We start from the raw sequence: 16617 nt of genomic DNA, 5'->3' as shown, positions 1-16617 counted from the left end.
CCCACAGGCTCTCCAGTGCCAGCAGCCGCAACTCCTCGAAGCGTGCGGCCGCTTGGGCCCCGAGCGCGTAGTCGCTCACCTCGGGGTAGGCCGTTCCCCGGCACAGCGCCAATGCGCTCCCCAGCGTCCGCCCGGCCTTCTGGTGCAGTCCCGCCTGGAGCAGCCGCCGGCCGTCGTGCAGAAGGCGTTCGAAGAGCGTCGCGTCGATGCAGTCGGTGTCCACCGCCAGTACGTAGCCGTTCGGCTCGCGCCTCAGAACGGTGTCGCGGCAGCGGGGTGGCCGGTTCGGCTCCAGGATCCGCCGGAGATTCGACACGTAGCTGTGCAGGTTCGTCATGACGTCGTTCGGAGGATTCCTCGGCCAGACGGCTTCGGCGAGTTGCTCCGCCGTCACGGGCTGACCCGGAGTGAGGAGGAGGGCGGACAATACCGCCCGCTGGCGCGCCGAGCCCGGATTCACCGATATTCCGTCAGCCTGTACTGCTAACGGGCCGAGGACACTGAAATCCATTGTGTGACCATCCGCCATAAGTCACTCCCAGTAACGAAAAACGCTTCGACCGCCCGGCGGAAACCCCTTGATCCCAGGACCGGTCCCGGAGAGTTTCCGCACGGTTGGAGACAGAATACTTGTAAATCGTCGGGATAGAAGGTCTGGATCGACGGCGCACCTCTTGGTATGGCGCGCTGACATGCGATCGCATCGGCCGAGGGGATGCCCGGCTGCCGAGGATCCCCAGTATCCCCAGGGCGCAGGCCAATCGGCTCGGCGACGCCCCGCTCGGCGGTCGGGGGCTCCGCGTGATCCGGCTCACGTGAGCACGCGCTCATTGAATGCTGCACGTTCTTGATCGTCCCGAGCCCGGCCTCCGCGCCCCGACGGGCCGGCGGTGCGACGGCCGTGATCAAATGCGCTGTGCCACAGCCGGATTGAGTGGCGGGCGGGTTTCGCCCGAGGGGGTTTGCGCGAGTCGCCGCCGGTCGATCCCCGTCGATATGAGAGTACTGTGAACGATAATCAAGTACTGCCTCGAATGGGCAATTTGGCGAGACAATCGGGTGTGCTCACGTCAACAAGCTGATTCGGGAGGATAGTTGACGAGGGCCGATCTGCCACGCCGGGGGCGGTAGGTCGGACTCCTGGGGCGTGGAGGCCGGGGACGGCTCGCTCCAGCGGTACGGGACGGCGTGCACGCTGACGCGCAAGGGCTCGGTGTGCCGACGGACTTGGCGGCGGGCTCGGCGGCGGGCTTGGCGCCGACGGTCGCCGATGCGACGTCCGACCTGGACGTCGTCGGGCTCGTCCCCAAGGGCTCCCGGGCCCACGACGGCACGACCACCCGACACTGCGGCAGCGAGGCGGCCCCGTGCGCCCGGAAGGCCGGCGGCCCGCTGTCCGAGTCGGTGCGGTCGAGATGTCCGGGCAGGGCTCCCGGTCTCCTGGGAGCCCTGCCCGTGGAGAGCTGTCAGAACTGGTGGTCGAACACCACGGTCACCGGCGCGTGGTCGCTCCAGCGCTCGGCGTGGGAAGCGGCGCGTTCGACGTAGGCCTCGACGGTCCTGTCGGCGAGGCCCGGGGTGGCGACCTGGAGGTCGATGCGCCAGCGGAACGACACCTTTTCGAAAAAGGTCCACCCGTTCGAGTGCAGCCTGTTCGAGGGTGCCTGCTGGCCTGGGCGGTAGGGGACCTCCTGTGAGCATTGTCACGGCTTCGGTGCCGGTTCGGGCGGTGGTGGGTTCGCGTGTCTCGGACACGCACGGTAACGAGGGCAAGGTGTCGCACCTGATCCAGGCGGAGACGGCGACCCGGCACGCGCTGGCGAAGGAGTGGGAGATCGTCGGGTCCTTCGAGGATCTGGACGTCTCCGCGGAGGTCACGCCGTGGAAGCGTCCGGACCTGGGTCCGTGGCTGACCGAGCGGCAGGGTGAGTGGGACGCGTTGGTGTGGGCGAAGGTGGACCGGGCGTTCCGGTCCGCGAAGGACTGTGCGGACGTGGCGCATTGGGCGGAGGAGAACCACAAGGTCCTGGTCTTCACCGACGACGGGATCACCCTGGACTACCGCAAGGGCCGCGAGTCGTCGTTCGGGAACGAGCTGGCGAAGGAACGGTCGGATCTACGAGTACTACCGATGCGCGCGAAAGACCGGGAAACCGGCGTGCAAGGGGCAGTCCGTCAAGGGAGAGCGGGTCACCGCCGCGGTCGCGGCACTGGTGGTGCGCCTCGGCGGCCTGGCCATGACGGTGCGCAGGTTCGTCCCTGGAGAGGACCACACCGAGCAGCTGAACCACGTCGCCCAGGCCATGAAGGACCTTCGGGAGGAGAAGCGTCGCGGCCTATTCGACTACCCAGGTGGCGACGACGAGTACGCCGAAGCCCTCGAGGTATTCGTCGACGAACGCCGACGCCTCGCCGTCCTTCCGCAACGCCCCGCCGCGTGGATCGACGTCGAAACCGGCCAGACCTTCGCCGACGCCTGGACCCAGGCCGACCAGGAACACCGCCGCCAGTTGCTGATCGGCCTCAAAGCCAGGCTCTACATGGCGCCGACCGTCGAAGGCTGGCATCTACCCGCAGAACTTGAGGTACGAGTGCAGGCCACAGGGCTCACGCCGCGAGAGGGCGTACGACTCCGATACAGCGGTTAACGCTAAGGCGGTGATCACGGGTTCGGGGCAGGTCGTGGGCACGACTACCGCAGCTCGGCGTTCGGGTGGGGCTGGTCCTGGAGCCGTTCGCGGAGGTCGATCTCCTCGGGGGTGAGCGAGCCATCGGGCCGCCGGATGCGTACGGGCCCGGGTCGCAGTGGCAGACCGTCGTCGGCCGCGGTGGTCTCGGCTTCCGCGAGTGCCCGGTACAGGGAGGCGACCGACGTCGACCTGCCTGCGTTCGTCCCGGTCTTGATGGTCAGTTTCTTCGCGATCTCAGGGACAGGGACTCCCTTGGACCCTCAGCTGCCGCCTCCAGCGCGCAGTCGTACGAGAGAGCCGTCCAGCAACGGCTGTGGGCCGTCTCCGAAGACCTCACCGGCGTGACGTTCCCCGTCGCCCAATCCCAGCAGAATGAGATCCAGCCCGGACCGGCCATCACCAGTTAGCTTGCGCGCCCTACATCTGGTCGTCTTCATCCAGGCCGAGCCCGGCCACGTCCGGGTCACGCAGCGGGCGCAGGGCGCCAGCGGCCGGGGTGGAGGCGGTGACGCTGTAGCGGCCGAGGGCCGCGAGCATCCGGTCAGGGCAGTGGCACGGCGTGTAGGCAGGTATGGCGGCCGGGCCCCGGCAACGCGGTGAGCGGCCGGGCCACCTCTCCTTCGATCGCCACCCGGAATGCGCCCGCCTCATCTGCGTACACCGGTTCTCCGGCAGCGGTGTACGCGCCGGTGAGGTGGACGACGATCACCTCGGGCGGCCCGTGACTTGCGGGCGGGCCGGGCAGGGTGACCGCGTAGCGCTGGGGTCTGTCCATCGGTCGCCTCGCCTCATCCGGTGTGCGGTTGGGTGCTTGCCAGGGCGGCGCGGAGCGCTCCCGCTGTTTCAGGCGACGGCGGCCAGGTCCGCGCGGCCGAACAGCAGGGCGTAGCCGCGGGGGAGGTGGGTGAGGAGGCGGTCGGTGAGGTTGTCGTCGGTGAGGGTGGTGAGGGCGGCTAGGACGGAGGAGGCGTCCCAGCGGGCGGCGGTGAGGCTGGTGCCCAGGGTGTGGGCGAGGCTTTCGACGAAGGCGGGGGCGGTGACGGGCGACGGGAGGGGGATCTGGGTGGCGAGGACGGCGCGGGCCCGTTCGGGCAGGGCTGCGGCGAGGTCGCAGCGTTCGTCGCCGGTGAGCTGGGTGCCGAGGAGGGCCAGGACGGCGTCGAGGGCGTGTTCGGCTTCCTCGTCGGTGGGGTAGCGGCCGAGGTTGCGGACCTGCTGGAGGAGGTGGCGGTAGCGGGTCATGACCGTGGGGCCTTCCGGGGGCTGGCCGCTGGGCGGGCCGGCGGCGGCGTGTGAGGGGTGGTCAGGGTCAGGGTCGCGTCCCTGCGGTCGGGCGGCCGAACAGCAGGTCGTAGCCGGGTGGCAGCTGGAGCAGGATCTGGTCCATGAGGTCGTCGCCGGCGGCGTCGGCCACTGTGGACAGGACGGCGCCGATGTCCCACAGGGCCGTGGCCTCGGTGGCGCCCTCGATCCAGGCCGCGGTCGCGCGCACGAACCGCTCGGTGTTGAGGGGCTCGGCGGCGTGCAGCGGGTTGAGCAGGATCAGGGCCATGGTCTCGGGCAGTCGGGCGGCCAGTTCGGCCTGCACCTCGCCGACCAGGTGGGCGCCGAGCAGGGCCAGGACCACCCGGGCGGCCCTCTCGGCCTCCTGCGAACTGTCGTACTCACCGCGCTCCCGGACCTCTTCCAGGAACGCCTCCCATCGAAGCGTCATCGCGGTTCTTCCTCCGTCCCAAGGGCCCGGCGCGCCGGGCGGCCTCAGGGCTCGACGGCCAGGCGCCGGTGCAGACCGGTCAGCTTGAGCAGCCGCATCACGCAGCGGCCGGCCCCGCGCAGGACCAGGCGCCCGCCGCACCGGTCGGCCTGGTTGCGGGCCCGGACCAAGGCGCCCAGGCCCACGCAGTCCATGAACGTCACCTCCGACAGATCCAGCACCACCTCCCGGTGCGACTCGAGCGCGGCGGCCAGAGCACCGTGCAGCGAGGGTGCGGCGTCGAGGTCGATCTCGCCGTGGGCTCGCACGATGAAGGGCTGGTTGCTCTGGCCGTTCATGGCGTTTCCGCGTCGCTGCGGGTAGGCCGGTCCACGTAGGCCGGCCCGGCGGTCGAGGGGTGTTCCGGCCGCCCCATTCGATCGAGGGGGAGAGATCAGGGGCGGCCGGAACGGCATCGGGGAACGGATCAGGCCTGGATCTGCTTGCGGCTTCCGCTGTGGCTGATCTCGATCTTGCGGGGCTTGGCCTTCTCGGCGACCGGGATCTTCAGGGTCAGCACGCCGGCGTCGTAGTCGGCGGTGATCCCGGCGGGGTCGAGGGTGTCGGAGAGCATGACCTGGCGGGAGAACACGCCGAGCGGGCGCTCGGACAGCTCCCACTTGACGCCCTCGCCTTCCTGGCGCGGGCGGCGTTCGGCCTTGACGGTCACCATGTTCCGCTCGACGTCGATGTCGAGCGCCTCCGGGTCGACCCCCGGCAGGTCGAAGCAGATCACGTACTCGTCGCCGGCCCGGTAGGCGTCCAACGGCATCGGCGTCGGACGCGACCAGGTGCCGGTCGTGTTGAGGAACTGCTGGGTCAGCCGGTCCAGCTCGCGGAACGGGTCAGTGCGCAGCAGCATTGCGAAACACCTCCATGGGTCGAATGGGTGCCAGTGCGCTTCACCTGACTCCTTTCTAGCGCGTCATCCATCCGATGACAAGTCGCCGCGTCGCCTATAGAGTGACTTCATGAGCGAGAAGTCCCGCAGAGCCGCCCCCAACGCCTCCCCGCCGGTCGAGCCCGTCTCGTTCCTGGCAGCCGCGGCGGCGCTGGCCGCCATCGACGACGCCGTCCGCACCGCCCAGAACCCCGCGTCCCAGCCCCCGACTGTCCCTGGCGAGCACGGTGGCCCCGAGCAGGCCCTGGCCGCACTCGTCCTGCTGCGCGAGCTGCGCGGCCAGCTCGCCGGCTGGGAAGCCGGCCTGGTGGAGAGCGCCCGGGAGGCCGGCGCCACCTGGGCCGACCTCGCCCACCCGATGGGCGTGGCCAGCCGACAGGCCGCCGAGAACCGCTACCTGCGCCTCAAGCCCGCTGCTGACGCTTCGCGGTCCGGTACCGGCGCGGAACGGGTCAAGGCCGTCCGCGACCGGCGGGCCGCCGACCGATCGGTCACCGTCTGGGCCCGCGACCACGCCGCCGAGCTGCGGGTCCTCGCCGCCCGGATCACCACGGCCGCACTCGCTCCCGGCGCCCGTCCCGCCCAGGCCGCCCTCACCGCCGCCCTCGGCGCCACCGACCCCGCCGACCTGATAGAGCCCCTCGCCGCCGTCCGCCCCCACCTCGGCACCGACCACCGCGACCTCGCCACCCGCCTCGACACCCTCACCCACCACACCACCCGGCTCCGCGATGACAGCGACCGACGCCGCGCCTGACCCCGTCGCCGCCGCCGAAAGGCGCTGGCAGGACCTCCTGGACCGGATCCACGACCTCGAAGCCCGAGTGGCCGCCACCACGAGCACCGTCAACGCCGCCCTCGACCACCACCTCGCCCGCCTCGACGCCCTGCGCCACCACCTCACCCACCCCAACTGGCCACTGCCCGCCCCCGATCCGGACAATCCGCAAGCCGATCCGGCGAACAACCGGCCGGCCTGACAGGGCCGGGAGCCACCGCAAAGGGAGTGTCATGATTCAATCGTGATAGTCTCGCCTGTGGCGGGTCGCTGTGCCTGGAGCGGGACGCGCAGCGGGGTAGTAGATGTCGGGCCTGGACTGGTCGCTGCCGGACCCGATGTTGACCGTAGCGGTGAACAGTCCCGAGCTGCACGCGGGGTAGGCAGCTGAACCGAAGTGGGGCAGCTGTCGCTGGGGGCTGGAGGTGCACGCGCACCCAGTGGTGGTGCGTTCCCGACTTGGCGCCGGCCTGTCCGGTGCGTTCCCTGAGATCCGGGACACCGCGCTCGCCCAGCTGCCGGAGGGCGCCGGGCTGGACGGGGAACTCGTGGTCTGGGAGGACTGGCGGCTCGCCTTCGATGCGCTCCAAGCCCGTGCCGATGCGCGGGGCGCCCGGGCGGTGGCTGCGTCCTGGGGGCGGCCAGCGCACTTCGTGGCGTTCGACCTGTTGCACTGATGGGGATCTTTGAATCTCCTCACCCTGTGCTGAGGATGGCCCCGGAGTTGCTCGCCTTGATTCCTCGGGCGTGCACGTGCTGATCTGTAGGTGGATGCCGAACTCGACGGCCGGCTCTTGATCGGGTGGCTGGGTGGGCACGTGGGAGCGGACTCAGGGTTCGATGACGAGGTGTTCGATGAGGTCGTCGCGCAGCGTGAACAGATAGCGGAGATCGATGGTGCCGCCGGGGAAGTTGCCTTCGAGGTGGTGTGTGGCGATGTAGTGGGCCGTGTCGGCCTCCTGAGCGTTCGTGAGGCGGATGGTGTAGGTGAATTCGTTGGCGGATCGGGCCAGCCACTGTTCAATCGCGGCGCTGCCCCGGTAGGTGTTGCCGTCGTCGGTCACTGTGGCGTCGTCGGTGAACGTCGTGATCGCGGTGCCGGTGTCGTGGGCGCGGTGCGCTGTGAGGTAGCGGGTGATGACCTCGGGCAGGTCGTCCGGGGTGATGGTCCGGGGCTGGTTGTCGTGCATGACGCTCCTGATGGTGGTGGCGGGTTCAGACGGTGGGGGTGGTGCCGCCGTCGATGACGTGTTCGGCACCGACGATGGCCGAGGCGCGGTCGGAAACGAGGAAGGCGACGAGCTCGGCGACCTCCTCGGGCCGGTTGGGACGACCGAGCGGGATGCCGCCCAGGGAGTCCATCAGCCGGCCCAGCGCCGCTTCCCGGCTGATGCCGGCGTCGTGGGCGATCCGGGCGACGAGGTTGTCCGCGGCCGAGGTCTGCACAAAGCCGGGCGAGACGGTGTTGACGCGGACGCCGTGCGGGGCGACCTGGTTGGCCAGGCCCTTGCTGTACGTGGTCAGGGCGGCTTTGGCAGCGGCGTAGGCCAGGGTGCCGTTCCACAGCGGCATGCGGCGCTGGATCGAGGTGACGTGCACGACCGCGCCGTTGCCCGCGGCGATCATGTGCGGCAGAAGTGCCCGGTCCAGACGGACGGCGGCCAGCAGGTTCGTGTTCAGTTCCCTGGCCCAGTCGTCCTCGCCGAGCGCGGCGAATCCTCCTGCCGGCGCCTCGGACCCACCGAGGGTGTTGACCAGGATGTCGACGCCTCCCACGCGGGCTTCCACCTCCGAGGCGACCTGGGCGGCCCCCTGGGCGGTGGCCAGGTCGGCGGTGATGAACGTCTTCTCCTCGACGTCGTCGGGGCGGCTGCGGGCGGTGACCAGTACGGTCGCGCCGGCCTCGGCGAGCCGTCGGGCGATCGCGGCTCCGGTGCCCTTGGTGCCGCCGGTGACCAGAGCGCGTCGGCCTTCGAGCGATTCGCTGATGGATGTGGTCACGGTGTGCTCCGTTCCCGGGGGCGGGTAGTCAAGGCGCCACCCCCCGTCCCTGCTGCTAAAATAGAAGCTACTAACTTCGACTTTAGCAGTGACTGAGGGGATGGTCGCCTTGGCAAGCCGGATCAGGCTGGAGGACCGGGAGTGCCCACTGTCCACGACGGTGGAACACGTCGGCGAGTGGTGGACACTGCTGATCCTTCACGACGCCTTCGACGGCTACACCCGCTTCGACCAGTTCCAGGAGAGCCTGGGCATCTCCTCCAGCATGCTCACCACCCGGCTGAAGGCCCTGGTCGCGGACGGTCTGCTGGAGCGCCGGCCCTACCAGAGCAGCCCCGTCAGGCACGAGTACGTCCTGACCGAACTCGGGCGCTCACTGCGTTCGGTGATCGTCGCCCTGGCCGCGTGGGGCAACCACCGCCTCACGCCGACGGAACGCAGCATGATCCTCGTCGACGCGCACAGCGGCGAGGAAGTCGAGCCCGTCGTCGTCGACGCCAAAACCGGCCGCCGACTCGACGACAGCACCGCCTACGTCTTCACCGCGGGCCCCGCAGCCAGCGACGCGATGCGCAGCCGCTACGCGGCACGGCCGGCCATTCCCGCGGAAGAGGCGTAAGCCCGCCCGGAAGAGCCTCGTACAGCCTTGAGCAGGGCCGCGAGCACGGGCTGCACCTGACCGCCTCGCAGCAGCGGTTATCGCTGGCGTGATACCTGCCAACCCTCCCAAGTCGTTGAGAACTGAATCGAGTGAGGCGAGGAGCAACACCGCTCGTTTCCAAGACTCACCAGCAGCACTCGGGCGAGGCCGACCGGCGGTATCGGTAAGTCAGGGCTATTGGTACTTACGGAATGGGATGTCTTGCTGATCGTCTCCGGTACACGCGGGGGACCGGCAGGGCCGGCGGAACCGCAGGTCTGGTGGATGCCCCGCTCAGATCAGCAGGTCGAAGAGTTCGAAGGCCTCGTCCCACTGGTCCGTGGAGGGGCGGCGGGTGTCGCGGGCGATGATTTTGAGGGCGCGGGCGAGGGCGACGCTGAGGCCGCCGGCCAGGTCGGGCAGCCGCTGTTGGGTGTCCTCGGCGGCCTCCATGCCGAGGGTCGGGCGGGCGGCGAGCTGGTCGAGCAGGGGGCGTAGTTCGATGCCCTCCTCCAGCTTGTCGAAGGCGTGGATGCTCTCCTGCAGGCCTTTGGTGACCGGGAGGTCCTGCGGCTCGATGATGTCCCGGCCGTTGGCCTTGGCATTGGCCGTGCCGATGAGGAAGAGGTCGTAGAGCTTGGCGTCCACGAAGTCGTTGTAGCGCTTGAGGTCGTTCTTGTGGACATCGAGGCCGGCGGCTGCGCGGAAGAAGCGCTCGAACTTGGGAATACCCATGACGGGCATGGCATGTTCCTTTCTTGCGTCGATGGACGAGCTGAGGTCATCCGATGGCGGGTGGTCTCACCTCCTCGAGGTGCTCGTGGGCCAGGCGGACGGCCATGGCACCCTCGCCCACTGCGGAGGCCACCCGCTTGACCGAGCCGCTGCGGACGTCGCCGACGGCGAAGACCCCCGGCAGGCCGGTCTCCAGGGCGAGTGGGGCGCGGCCCAGGGGTTTCCAGAGGTCCGCTGCCACATGGGCCACGTCCTGCCCGGTCGGAATGAAGCCGCGCGGGTCCAGAGTGACGGCGCCCGCGAGCCAGGAGGTGGCAGGGCGCGCCCCGATGAAGACGAACAGGGCACGGGCCTCCAGCACCTGCTGCTCGCGGGTGCGGTTGTCCTGGACGACGACGGCTTCGACCCGGTCCTCGCCGGTGACCTCCTGGACCTCGGTGTGCAGCCGGACGTGGATCCGCGGGTTCTGCTCGATCCGGTCGATCAGATAGCGGGACATGTTGTGGCCCAGGTCTTCGCCGCGGACCAGCAGGTGCACGGCGGGCGACTCGCGCGCCAGGAACAGGGCTGCCTGGCCGGCAGAGTTGCCGCCGCCGACGACGGCCACTGTGTCAAGACGGCAGGTCCGCGCCTCCCAGAGGGTGGCGGCGTAGTGGACCCCGAGTCCTTCGAACCGCTCGACGCCGCGGGCGGGCAGCCGCCGGTAGCGTGCGCCGGTGGCGACCACCACGTTGTTGGCGGCGACCGTGCTGCCGTCGGCGAGCCGTACCACGTTGGCACCGTCGCGCTGTTCGAGGCCGGCGGCCTCGGCGGGTACGGTGATCCGGGCGCCGAACCGGGTGGCCTGCACGACGGCGCATTCGGCGAGCTCCATGCCGGAGATCCCCGCGGGGAAACCGAGGTAGTTCTCGATCCGGGAGGACGTGGCGGCCTGGCCGCCGGTCGCCACCGCGTCCAGGACGACGGTGGAGAGCCCCTCGGAGGCGCCGTACACTGCTGCGGCCAGGCCTCCGGGCCCCGCGCCGACCACCACGAGGTCGATGACTGCCCTCGCGACGGTCTCGGTCCGCAGCCCGATCACCTGGGCGAGTTCGGTGTTGGAGGGATTGCGCAGCACCCGGTCCTCGTGCCAGACGACAATCGGAGTCTCCTCCGGAGCGATGCCGAGACGCGTCAGCAGCGCCTCGGCCTCGGTGTCCTTCTCCAGATCGGCCCAGCGGTGCGGGAGGCGGTTGCGGGCGGCGAAGTCCAGCAGGCGCCGGGTGTCAGGGGAGAAGGCGGAGCCGATGATACGGAAGCCCGTGCCCGCGCCGGCCAGGATCGTGCGGCGCAGCAGGTAGGCCCGTAGGATCACGTCGCCGAGCGCGGGTTCTCGGCTGAGCAGGTCGCGCAGGGCGGCCAGACCCACCGCGAGAACCTCGCCGGGCGTGCTCACCAGCGCGCCGAGGAGGGCGGTCTGGCCCTCCAGTACGCCGAGTTCGCCGAGGAAGCTGCGCGCCTCGTGCAGGTGGACGAGCTGCTGCTGCTCGCTGTGGCCTTCGACCACGGCCACCGTGCCGCTGAGGACCACGAAGAACTCCTCGCTGGGGTCGCCCGCCCGGACGAGCTGTTCCCCCTCGCGGACCGGCCGTACCTGTCCGCAGGATCTGAGGATCGCGATCTGGTCGTCCGACAGCAGCGGATAGGCGCCGTGGACGTCAGCTGGCGGCGTGAGCGTCGGCACGATGGACTCCCTTCGGTGGAAACGGACGTCGGCTCAGACCATCGCCTCGTGCACGAAACACCACCGCCAGTCCTCGCCGGGTTCGAACGACCGGACAATCGGGTGCCCGTGGGTCGCCGCGTGACCGCGGGCGTGCCGCATCGGCGAGGAGTCGCAGCAGCCGACGTTGCCGCAGGTCAGGCACAGGCGCAGGTGCAGCCACGGAGTCCCCGTGCGCAGGCAGGCCTCGCAGCCCTGCGGTGTTCTGGGCGCCACGGGCCGAACCATGGACAGGTGCGGGTCGGGAAGGCTGGTCATCATGGGCTCCCGGAGGTGGAGTCGGCTGGTCCGCGGGGCGTCGCGAGTGATTCGCCCACCCACCGGCGCAGCGCGTTGGCGGGCGCTGCGCCGGTCTGGCGGGCGACGGGCCTGCCGTGGTCGAGGATCAGCAGGGTGGGTACGGCTTGGACCTCGAACCGCCGCGCCAGGGCCGGCGACTTGTCGATGTCGACCTTGACGAGTTTGATCCGGCCGGCCAGGTCCTTGGCGACATGTTCGAGGGCTGGGCTCACCATGCGGCAGGGACCGCACCAGGTGGCCCAGAGGTCGACGAGCACGGGCAGGCTCGCCTGCTCGGCGACCTCCCCGAAGTCGGTGTCGCCCGCTTCGGCGATCCACGGCAGCGGGGCATGGCAGTTTCCGCAGCGCGGGCTGCCCTCCGCCGCGGCGGGTACACGGTTGGTCCGGCCGCAGTTGGTGCAGGCGACCGTCGGCAGCGAGGCCCCGCCGCCTTCGGTACTGCCGTCACGGCCCCTGCGGGCGGCGCGGCCTTCCGGAGAAGTAGTCATCACTGTTCCTGCAGCTCGTCCTGGAGAGTGACGGTCAGTTCGGCGGCCCTGGCGTCGACCAGGATGGTCACGCCTTCGCGTGCCTCGCCGCTGAGCAACGCGCGGCCGATCCCGGTCTCGACCTCGTGCGCGATGAAGCGGCGCAGCGGCCGGGCGCCGTAGACCGGGTCATAGCCCTCGGCCGCGATCAGCCGGCGGGCGTCCTCGGTGAGTACCAGGTCGATCCGCTGCTCGGCGAGGCGGTGGCGCAGGTCCTCCAGCAGCAGGTCCACGATGCGCTCGATCTGCGCGATGCCGAGCGGGTGGAAGAGCACGATGTCGTCCACCCGGTTGAGGAACTCGGGCCGGAAATGGCCATTGAGTTCGCCCATGACCAGGTCCCGGACCTCAGGCTTGATCTCGCCGGCCTGGGTGGCGTCCTGGAGCAGATACTGGGAGCCCAGGTTCGATGTCATGATGATGACGGTGTTGCGGAAGTCGACGGTACGGCCCTGCGAGTCGGTGATCCTGCCGTCGTCCAGCACCTGGAGGAGCGTGTTGAAGACGTCGGCGTGCGCCTTCTCGATCTCGTCGAACAGGACGACCGAGTACGGCTTGCGGCGCACCGCCTCGGTCAGCTGACCGCCTTCCTCGTAGCCCACGTAGCCGGGGGGCGCGCCGACCAGGCGGCTGACGGTGTGCCGCTCCTGGTACTCGCTCATGTCGAGTCGGATCATGTTGCTCTCGCTGTCGAACAAAGCGGCGGCCAGCGTCTTGGCCAGCTCGGTCTTCCCGACGCCGGTCGGGCCGAGGAAGATGAACGAGCCGATCGGCCGGCGCGGGTCGCGTACCCCGGAGCGGGCCCGGATCACCGCGTCGGCGACGAGTCTGACGGCCTCGTCCTGGCCCACGACCCGCTCGCGCAGGATCTCGTCCAACTTGAGCAGCTTCTGCCGCTCGCCCTCCTGGAGCCGGGTGACGGGGATGCCGGTCCACGCGGAGACGATCTCGGCGATCTCCTCGGCGGTCACCACCTCACGCAGCATCCGGCTCTTGCCCTGCTTGTTGGCGAGCTGTTCCTCCTCGGCGGCCAGCCGGCGTTCCAGTTCGCTGACGGTTCCGTAGCGCAGTTGGGCGGCCCGGTTGAGATCGTAGGCCCGTTCGGCCTCCTCGGCCTCCTGCCGGGCGCGTTCCAGTTTCTGGCGCAGTTCCTGGACCTTGCGGATGGCCTGGCGCTCGGCCTCCCACTGGGCGTGCTTGGCGTCCACCTCGCCCCGCAAGTCGGCCAGTTCACGCCGCAGGTCCTCCAGGCGGGCGCGGCTGGCCGGGTCGGTCTCAAGGTCCAGCGCGGCCTCCTCGATCTCCAGCCGGGTGGCCCGGCGGGTGAGTTCGTCGAGTTCGGCGGGCATGGAGTCGATCTCGGTCCGCAGCCGCGCGCAGGCCTCGTCGACCAGGTCGATGGCCTTGTCCGGGAGGAAGCGGTCGCTGATGTAGCGGTGGCTGAGGGTGGCGGCGGCGACCAGCGCGCCGTCCTGGATCTTGACGCCGTGGAAGATCTCCAGTCGCTCCCGGATGCCGCGCAGGATGGAGATCGCGTCCTCGACGGTCGGCTCGTCCACCTGGACGGTCTGGAAGCGGCGTTCCAGGGCGGCGTCGGACTCGATGTGCTTGCGGTACTCGTCCAGCGTGGTGGCGCCGATCATGTGCAGCTCGCCGCGCGCCAGCATCGGCTTGAGCATGTTGCCCGCGTCCATCGCGCCCTCGGCGGCGCCGGCCCCGACGACGGTGTGCAGCTCGTCCACGAACAGCAGGATCCGGCCCTCGGCTCCCTTGACCTCGGACAGCACGGCCTTGAGGCGCTCCTCGAACTCGCCGCGGTATTTCGCCCCGGCCACCAGCGAGCCCATGTCGAGCGAGAACACCGTCTTGTCCCGCAGCCCCTCCGGCACGTCGCCGCGCACGATCCGCTGGGCCAGGCCCTCCACGATGGCGGTCTTGCCGACGCCCGGTTCGCCGATCAGCACCGGGTTGTTCTTGCTCTTGCGGCTGAGGATCTGGATCACCCGCCGGATCTCCCCGTCACGCCCGATCACCGGGTCGAGGCGACCGTTGCGGGCCTCGACGACGAGGTCGCGCCCGTACTTCTCGAGGGCCTCGTACGCTTCCTCGGGATTGGCGGAGGTGACCCGTTGATTCCCGCGCACGGTGGTCAGGGCGGTGAGGAAGGAGTCCTTGGTGACGCCCTGTTCACCGAGCCGCCGACCGGCTGCGGTGGTCGAACCCTCGTCCACCAGGGCCAGCACCAGGTGCTCGGTGGAGACGTACTCGTCCTTGAGCCGCTTGGACTCCTGCTCCGCGGTGTCGAGCAGTCGGGCCAGCCGCTGGGTCACCGCCACTCGGCCGGGGGCGGCGCCCGGACCGGTCGTGCGCGGACGCTTGGCGAGATCGGCCTCGATGGCGGCCCGTAGTGCTGCCGGGTCTGCGCCGGCACCGGCCAGCAGACGGGTGGTCAGGCCGTCCTGCTGATCGAGCAGGGCCAGCAGCAGATGCTCCCCGTCGACCTCGGTCTGGCCCAGACGTACCGCGACGTTCTGCGCTTCCTGCAGCGCTTCCTGGGACTTCTGGGTGAGGCGGTTCATGTCCATGGTGTGGGCTCCTTGGCGGCTCGTTCGCTGCGCCGCAGTGCGATTTCCAGGCGTTCGATGCGGTCGAGCAGGTCCAGGACGACGCCGATGGCCGCGTAGTTGAGGCCCAGTCCGGCCCGCAGCCGCTGCACCCGGGCGATGGCCGACGGTGCGCTCGGCCGGAACCACAGCCGGCCCCGGGCATCACGCTCGGCGTCCACCAGCCCGAGGGCGACGAAGCGGCTGACGAGTTCGGGCGGCAGTCCACTCCTGCCGGCCACTCCGGACATGGGGAGCTGATAGGGGCTGGGGCTGGTTCGGTAGACCCGCACCAGGGGATAGGCAGCCCTGGTGCCGGGCTGTCCCGTGCCTTCGGCGGGAGAACGCTGTTCGGCTCTCATGTCTGCTTCCTCGGGTCGAAGGAGGAGACGGCGGCCAGTTCCTCGAAGAGCTCGCGCTCGCGCGGGCTGGGCGAGGGCGGCACCATCACCTGAATTTCGGCGTAGAGGTGACCGGGGGAGCCTTTGGGGTCGGGCATCCCCTCGTTGCGCAGCCGCAGCCTGCGGCCGGTGGAGGTACCGGGCGGCACATGCACCTTGACCGTCCCGCCCGGGCCGGAGACCGGGACCGTCGCGCCCAGCGCGGCCTCCCAGGCGGTAACCGGCAGTTCCACGTGGATGTCGCGCCCGACGAGCCGGTAGCGCGGATGGGGGGCGATGCGGACCACCAGATAGAGATCCCCGGCGGAACCCGGGCCGCGGCCTCGGCCGCCCTCCCCAGCGAGCCGGATGCGCTGCCCGTCGACGACGCCGGCCGGGATGGTGACGTCGTAGCTGCGTTCCCCGCCGGGACCGCCGAGGGTGATCTTCCGCCGGCCGCCGCGGTACGCCTCCTCCACACTGAGCGTGAGTTCGGCCTCCTGGTCCGCGCCGGGGATGGGGCTGCCCCGTCCGGCGCGCCCCGCCCGGCCGCCGAACATACCTCCGAAAAGATCTTCGAAGTCCACGCCGGAGGTGCCGAAGCCGGTCTCCGTCCAGGTCCGGGCGCCTGCCCGGTCGGCGCCTCGGGCGCCGCCGAACGGACTGCCGCGGTACGCGCCAGCTCCGCCGCCGAAGCCCTGGGCGGCCGCGACACGCTCGTCGTAGTCCTCCGGAATCTGCCGGAAGTCGGGGCCGAAGCGGTCGTAGCGGGACCGGGTGTCGGGGTCGGACAGCACGCTGTATGCCTCGTTGATCTGCTTGAAGCGCTCCTCTGCGGCCGGATCACGGTTGACGTCCGGGTGGTAGCGGCGGGCCAGGGTACGGAACGCCTGCTGGATCTCGGCGGCGTCGGCGGTTCGGGGGACGCCCAGCACCTCGTAGTAGTCCTCTGCCATGGCGGCGTCACTCCTGCTTGCGGGTGACCGCTACCGCGGCCGGCCGCAGCTGGTGGCCGGGCTCGCCGTACCCGGGCCGCAGCACCTGGACGACGGTGCCCGCAGGTGTGTCCGGTTCATCCACCACGGACACCACCTCGTGCTGCTCGGGGTGGAAGGGGACGCCGGTCTCGTCGTGCCGGGGGTAGCCGAGGCTTCGCAGCACCTCGACGGCCTGGTCGCGCACCGCCCGGACTCCGCTGACGATCGTGCCGGGGTCGCCGGCGCCCGCGTGGGCGAGGGCCAGTTCGAGGTTGTCGACGACCGGGAGGAACGCCGCGGCCACCTTGGCCCGCTCAGCCTCCCGTTCCCGCGGAAGCTCACGGGCGTAACGCTTGCGGAGGTTGTCGAGGTCGGCGAGGGCTCGCCGCCACCGATCCTCCAGCTCCTCGACCTCGGGGCGGCGGGGCGGCTGCTGCTCCTGCACCGCGGCTTCGGGGGCCCGTGGGCCCGTCTGCGGTGCGGGCGTCCGCTCGGGCGACGCCTGCTCGGGCTCGGGAGGGGAGCGGTCCTCGGCGGGACGCGTCTGTTCCTGATCGGACATGTCGCCGC

21 protein-coding genes and 2 pseudogenes are annotated in these 16617 nt (G+C 70.4%); 6 read left to right on the top strand and 17 right to left on the bottom strand.

What is annotated here, in order from left to right; translation table 11 throughout:
* Together ACFXPX_RS32175 and ACFXPX_RS32170 are read right to left on the bottom strand one after the other, a co-directional pair.
* A partial coding sequence (locus ACFXPX_RS32175) for a winged helix-turn-helix domain-containing protein (protein ID WP_380644255.1) occupies positions 1-511 on the bottom strand: 511 nt, incomplete at its 3' end.
* A gap of 955 nt (positions 512-1466) precedes the next feature.
* Positions 1467-1604: pseudogene (locus ACFXPX_RS32170) on the bottom strand (exodeoxyribonuclease III); the annotation flags it as partial.
* Between the two features lie 56 nt (positions 1605-1660).
* On the opposite strand from ACFXPX_RS32170, the pseudogene ACFXPX_RS32165 reads away from it, so the two are divergent.
* Both ACFXPX_RS32165 and ACFXPX_RS32160 read left to right on the top strand, forming a co-directional pair.
* Positions 1661-2059, top strand: a pseudogene (locus ACFXPX_RS32165) (recombinase family protein); the annotation flags it as partial.
* A 154-nt stretch (positions 2060-2213) separates the two neighbouring features.
* A complete protein-coding gene (locus tag ACFXPX_RS32160) occupies positions 2214-2648 on the top strand; it encodes a hypothetical protein (protein WP_380644256.1) in 435 nt (144 codons plus the stop codon).
* A gap of 583 nt (positions 2649-3231) precedes the next feature.
* On the opposite strand, the gene ACFXPX_RS32155 is transcribed toward ACFXPX_RS32160, so the two are convergent.
* The 5 genes from ACFXPX_RS32155 to ACFXPX_RS32135 form a co-directional block, all read right to left on the bottom strand.
* Positions 3232-3465: a DUF6296 family protein gene (locus ACFXPX_RS32155; protein WP_380644254.1), complete on the bottom strand. Its 234-nt coding sequence runs from the start codon at positions 3463-3465 to the stop codon at positions 3232-3234.
* Between the two features lie 68 nt (positions 3466-3533).
* Positions 3534-3932: a DUF2267 domain-containing protein gene (locus ACFXPX_RS32150; protein WP_380644253.1), complete on the bottom strand. Its 399-nt coding sequence runs from the start codon at positions 3930-3932 to the stop codon at positions 3534-3536.
* A gap of 67 nt (positions 3933-3999) precedes the next feature.
* On the bottom strand, positions 4000-4404 hold the full coding sequence (locus ACFXPX_RS32145; RefSeq protein WP_380644252.1) for a DUF2267 domain-containing protein: 405 nt from the start codon (positions 4402-4404) through the stop codon (positions 4000-4002).
* Positions 4405-4448: 44 nt separating this feature from the next.
* Positions 4449-4742 carry an STAS domain-containing protein gene (locus ACFXPX_RS32140; RefSeq protein WP_380644251.1) on the bottom strand — a complete coding sequence of 98 codons (294 nt, stop codon included), beginning with the start codon at positions 4740-4742 and terminating at the stop codon, positions 4449-4451.
* A 128-nt stretch (positions 4743-4870) separates the two neighbouring features.
* On the bottom strand, positions 4871-5305 hold the full coding sequence (locus ACFXPX_RS32135; RefSeq protein ID WP_380644250.1) for an Hsp20/alpha crystallin family protein: 435 nt from the start codon (positions 5303-5305) through the stop codon (positions 4871-4873).
* Positions 5306-5414: 109 nt separating this feature from the next.
* Here ACFXPX_RS32135 and ACFXPX_RS32130 point away from each other — a divergent pair, with 109 nt between their 5' ends.
* The 3 genes from ACFXPX_RS32130 to ACFXPX_RS32120 all read left to right on the top strand — a co-directional run bounded on the left by ACFXPX_RS32130 (position 5415) and on the right by ACFXPX_RS32120 (position 6799).
* On the top strand, positions 5415-6101 hold the full coding sequence (locus ACFXPX_RS32130) for a type III effector protein (protein WP_380644249.1): 687 nt from the start codon (positions 5415-5417) through the stop codon (positions 6099-6101).
* Positions 6076-6324 (top strand): hypothetical protein, encoded by a 249-nt coding sequence (locus tag ACFXPX_RS32125; protein WP_380644248.1) that lies wholly within the window; start codon positions 6076-6078, stop codon positions 6322-6324. Before ACFXPX_RS32130 ends, ACFXPX_RS32125 begins: the two co-directional genes overlap by 26 nt.
* A gap of 244 nt (positions 6325-6568) precedes the next feature.
* On the top strand, positions 6569-6799 hold the full coding sequence (locus tag ACFXPX_RS32120; protein WP_380594686.1) for a hypothetical protein: 231 nt from the start codon (positions 6569-6571) through the stop codon (positions 6797-6799).
* Positions 6800-6952: 153 nt separating this feature from the next.
* On the opposite strand, the gene ACFXPX_RS32115 is transcribed toward ACFXPX_RS32120, so the two are convergent.
* Positions 6953-7312 carry a nuclear transport factor 2 family protein gene (locus ACFXPX_RS32115; protein WP_380594688.1) on the bottom strand — a complete coding sequence of 120 codons (360 nt, stop codon included), beginning with the start codon at positions 7310-7312 and terminating at the stop codon, positions 6953-6955.
* Between the two features lie 25 nt (positions 7313-7337).
* Positions 7338-8123: an SDR family oxidoreductase gene (locus tag ACFXPX_RS32110; RefSeq protein WP_380594690.1), complete on the bottom strand. Its 786-nt coding sequence runs from the start codon at positions 8121-8123 to the stop codon at positions 7338-7340.
* Between the two features lie 100 nt (positions 8124-8223).
* On the opposite strand from ACFXPX_RS32110, the gene ACFXPX_RS32105 reads away from it, so the two are divergent.
* Positions 8224-8742, top strand: a complete 519-nt coding sequence (locus ACFXPX_RS32105) for a winged helix-turn-helix transcriptional regulator (protein ID WP_380594692.1) — start codon at positions 8224-8226, stop codon at positions 8740-8742.
* Positions 8743-9057: 315 nt separating this feature from the next.
* Here the strand turns inward: ACFXPX_RS32105 and ACFXPX_RS32100 are convergent, their stop codons facing one another.
* From ACFXPX_RS32100 to ACFXPX_RS32065, 8 genes are all read right to left on the bottom strand, one after another.
* Positions 9058-9507 (bottom strand): DUF1931 family protein, encoded by a 450-nt coding sequence (locus ACFXPX_RS32100; protein WP_380594694.1) that lies wholly within the window; start codon positions 9505-9507, stop codon positions 9058-9060.
* Between the two features lie 37 nt (positions 9508-9544).
* Positions 9545-11221 carry an FAD-dependent oxidoreductase gene (locus ACFXPX_RS32095; protein WP_380644247.1) on the bottom strand — a complete coding sequence of 559 codons (1677 nt, stop codon included), beginning with the start codon at positions 11219-11221 and terminating at the stop codon, positions 9545-9547.
* Positions 11222-11254: 33 nt separating this feature from the next.
* Positions 11255-11518, bottom strand: a complete 264-nt coding sequence (locus ACFXPX_RS32090; protein ID WP_380644246.1) for a UBP-type zinc finger domain-containing protein — start codon at positions 11516-11518, stop codon at positions 11255-11257.
* Complete coding sequence (gene trxA, locus ACFXPX_RS32085; RefSeq protein WP_380644245.1) at positions 11518-12048, bottom strand: thioredoxin; 531 nt, start codon at positions 12046-12048, stop codon at positions 11518-11520. The genes ACFXPX_RS32090 and trxA overlap by 1 nt, the downstream gene beginning before the upstream one ends.
* Positions 12048-14672 carry an ATP-dependent chaperone ClpB gene (gene clpB, locus ACFXPX_RS32080; protein WP_380644244.1) on the bottom strand — a complete coding sequence of 875 codons (2625 nt, stop codon included), beginning with the start codon at positions 14670-14672 and terminating at the stop codon, positions 12048-12050. Before clpB ends, trxA begins: the two co-directional genes overlap by 1 nt.
* Entirely contained in the window at positions 14663-14941 is a 279-nt protein-coding gene (locus tag ACFXPX_RS32075; RefSeq protein ID WP_380594704.1) for a chaperone modulator CbpM, read from the bottom strand. Before ACFXPX_RS32075 ends, clpB begins: the two co-directional genes overlap by 10 nt.
* A 107-nt stretch (positions 14942-15048) precedes the next feature.
* Positions 15049-16026 (bottom strand): DnaJ C-terminal domain-containing protein, encoded by a 978-nt coding sequence (locus tag ACFXPX_RS32070; protein WP_380594706.1) that lies wholly within the window; start codon positions 16024-16026, stop codon positions 15049-15051.
* Between the two features lie 7 nt (positions 16027-16033).
* Complete coding sequence (locus tag ACFXPX_RS32065; protein WP_380594708.1) at positions 16034-16609, bottom strand: nucleotide exchange factor GrpE; 576 nt, start codon at positions 16607-16609, stop codon at positions 16034-16036.
* Positions 16610-16617: the final 8 nt, after the last annotated feature.

This window comes from Kitasatospora sp. NPDC059146, from assembly GCF_042786665.1.
GTDB lineage: Bacteria > Actinomycetota > Actinomycetes > Streptomycetales > Streptomycetaceae > Kitasatospora.
This window is presented reverse-complemented; position numbering and strand designations above follow the sequence as displayed.

Bases quoted from the DNA above. Each gene is read 5' to 3' on its own strand.
- ACFXPX_RS32090 (WP_380644246.1), bottom strand. From the start codon at position 11,518: ATGACCAGCCTTCCCGACCCGCACCTGTCCATGGTTCGGCCCGTGGCG.
- trxA (WP_380644245.1), bottom strand. From the start codon at position 12,048: ATGACTACTTCTCCGGAAGGCCGCGCCGCCCGCAGGGGCCGTGACGGC.
- ACFXPX_RS32065 (WP_380594708.1), bottom strand. From the start codon at position 16,609: ATGTCCGATCAGGAACAGACGCGTCCCGCCGAGGACCGCTCCCCTCCC.
- ACFXPX_RS32140 (WP_380644251.1), bottom strand. From the start codon at position 4,742: ATGAACGGCCAGAGCAACCAGCCCTTCATCGTGCGAGCCCACGGCGAG.
- ACFXPX_RS32135 (WP_380644250.1), bottom strand. From the start codon at position 5,305: ATGCTGCTGCGCACTGACCCGTTCCGCGAGCTGGACCGGCTGACCCAG.
- ACFXPX_RS32130 (WP_380644249.1), top strand. From the start codon at position 5,415: ATGAGCGAGAAGTCCCGCAGAGCCGCCCCCAACGCCTCCCCGCCGGTC.
- ACFXPX_RS32100 (WP_380594694.1), bottom strand. From the start codon at position 9,507: ATGCCCGTCATGGGTATTCCCAAGTTCGAGCGCTTCTTCCGCGCAGCC.
- ACFXPX_RS32125 (WP_380644248.1), top strand. From the start codon at position 6,076: ATGACAGCGACCGACGCCGCGCCTGACCCCGTCGCCGCCGCCGAAAGG.
- ACFXPX_RS32070 (WP_380594706.1), bottom strand. From the start codon at position 16,026: ATGGCAGAGGACTACTACGAGGTGCTGGGCGTCCCCCGAACCGCCGAC.
- ACFXPX_RS32145 (WP_380644252.1), bottom strand. From the start codon at position 4,404: ATGACGCTTCGATGGGAGGCGTTCCTGGAAGAGGTCCGGGAGCGCGGT.
- ACFXPX_RS32115 (WP_380594688.1), bottom strand. From the start codon at position 7,312: ATGCACGACAACCAGCCCCGGACCATCACCCCGGACGACCTGCCCGAG.
- ACFXPX_RS32150 (WP_380644253.1), bottom strand. From the start codon at position 3,932: ATGACCCGCTACCGCCACCTCCTCCAGCAGGTCCGCAACCTCGGCCGC.
- ACFXPX_RS32155 (WP_380644254.1), bottom strand. From the start codon at position 3,465: ATGGACAGACCCCAGCGCTACGCGGTCACCCTGCCCGGCCCGCCCGCA.
- ACFXPX_RS32105 (WP_380594692.1), top strand. From the start codon at position 8,224: ATGGTCGCCTTGGCAAGCCGGATCAGGCTGGAGGACCGGGAGTGCCCA.
- clpB (WP_380644244.1), bottom strand. From the start codon at position 14,672: ATGGACATGAACCGCCTCACCCAGAAGTCCCAGGAAGCGCTGCAGGAA.
- ACFXPX_RS32075 (WP_380594704.1), bottom strand. From the start codon at position 14,941: ATGTCCGGAGTGGCCGGCAGGAGTGGACTGCCGCCCGAACTCGTCAGC.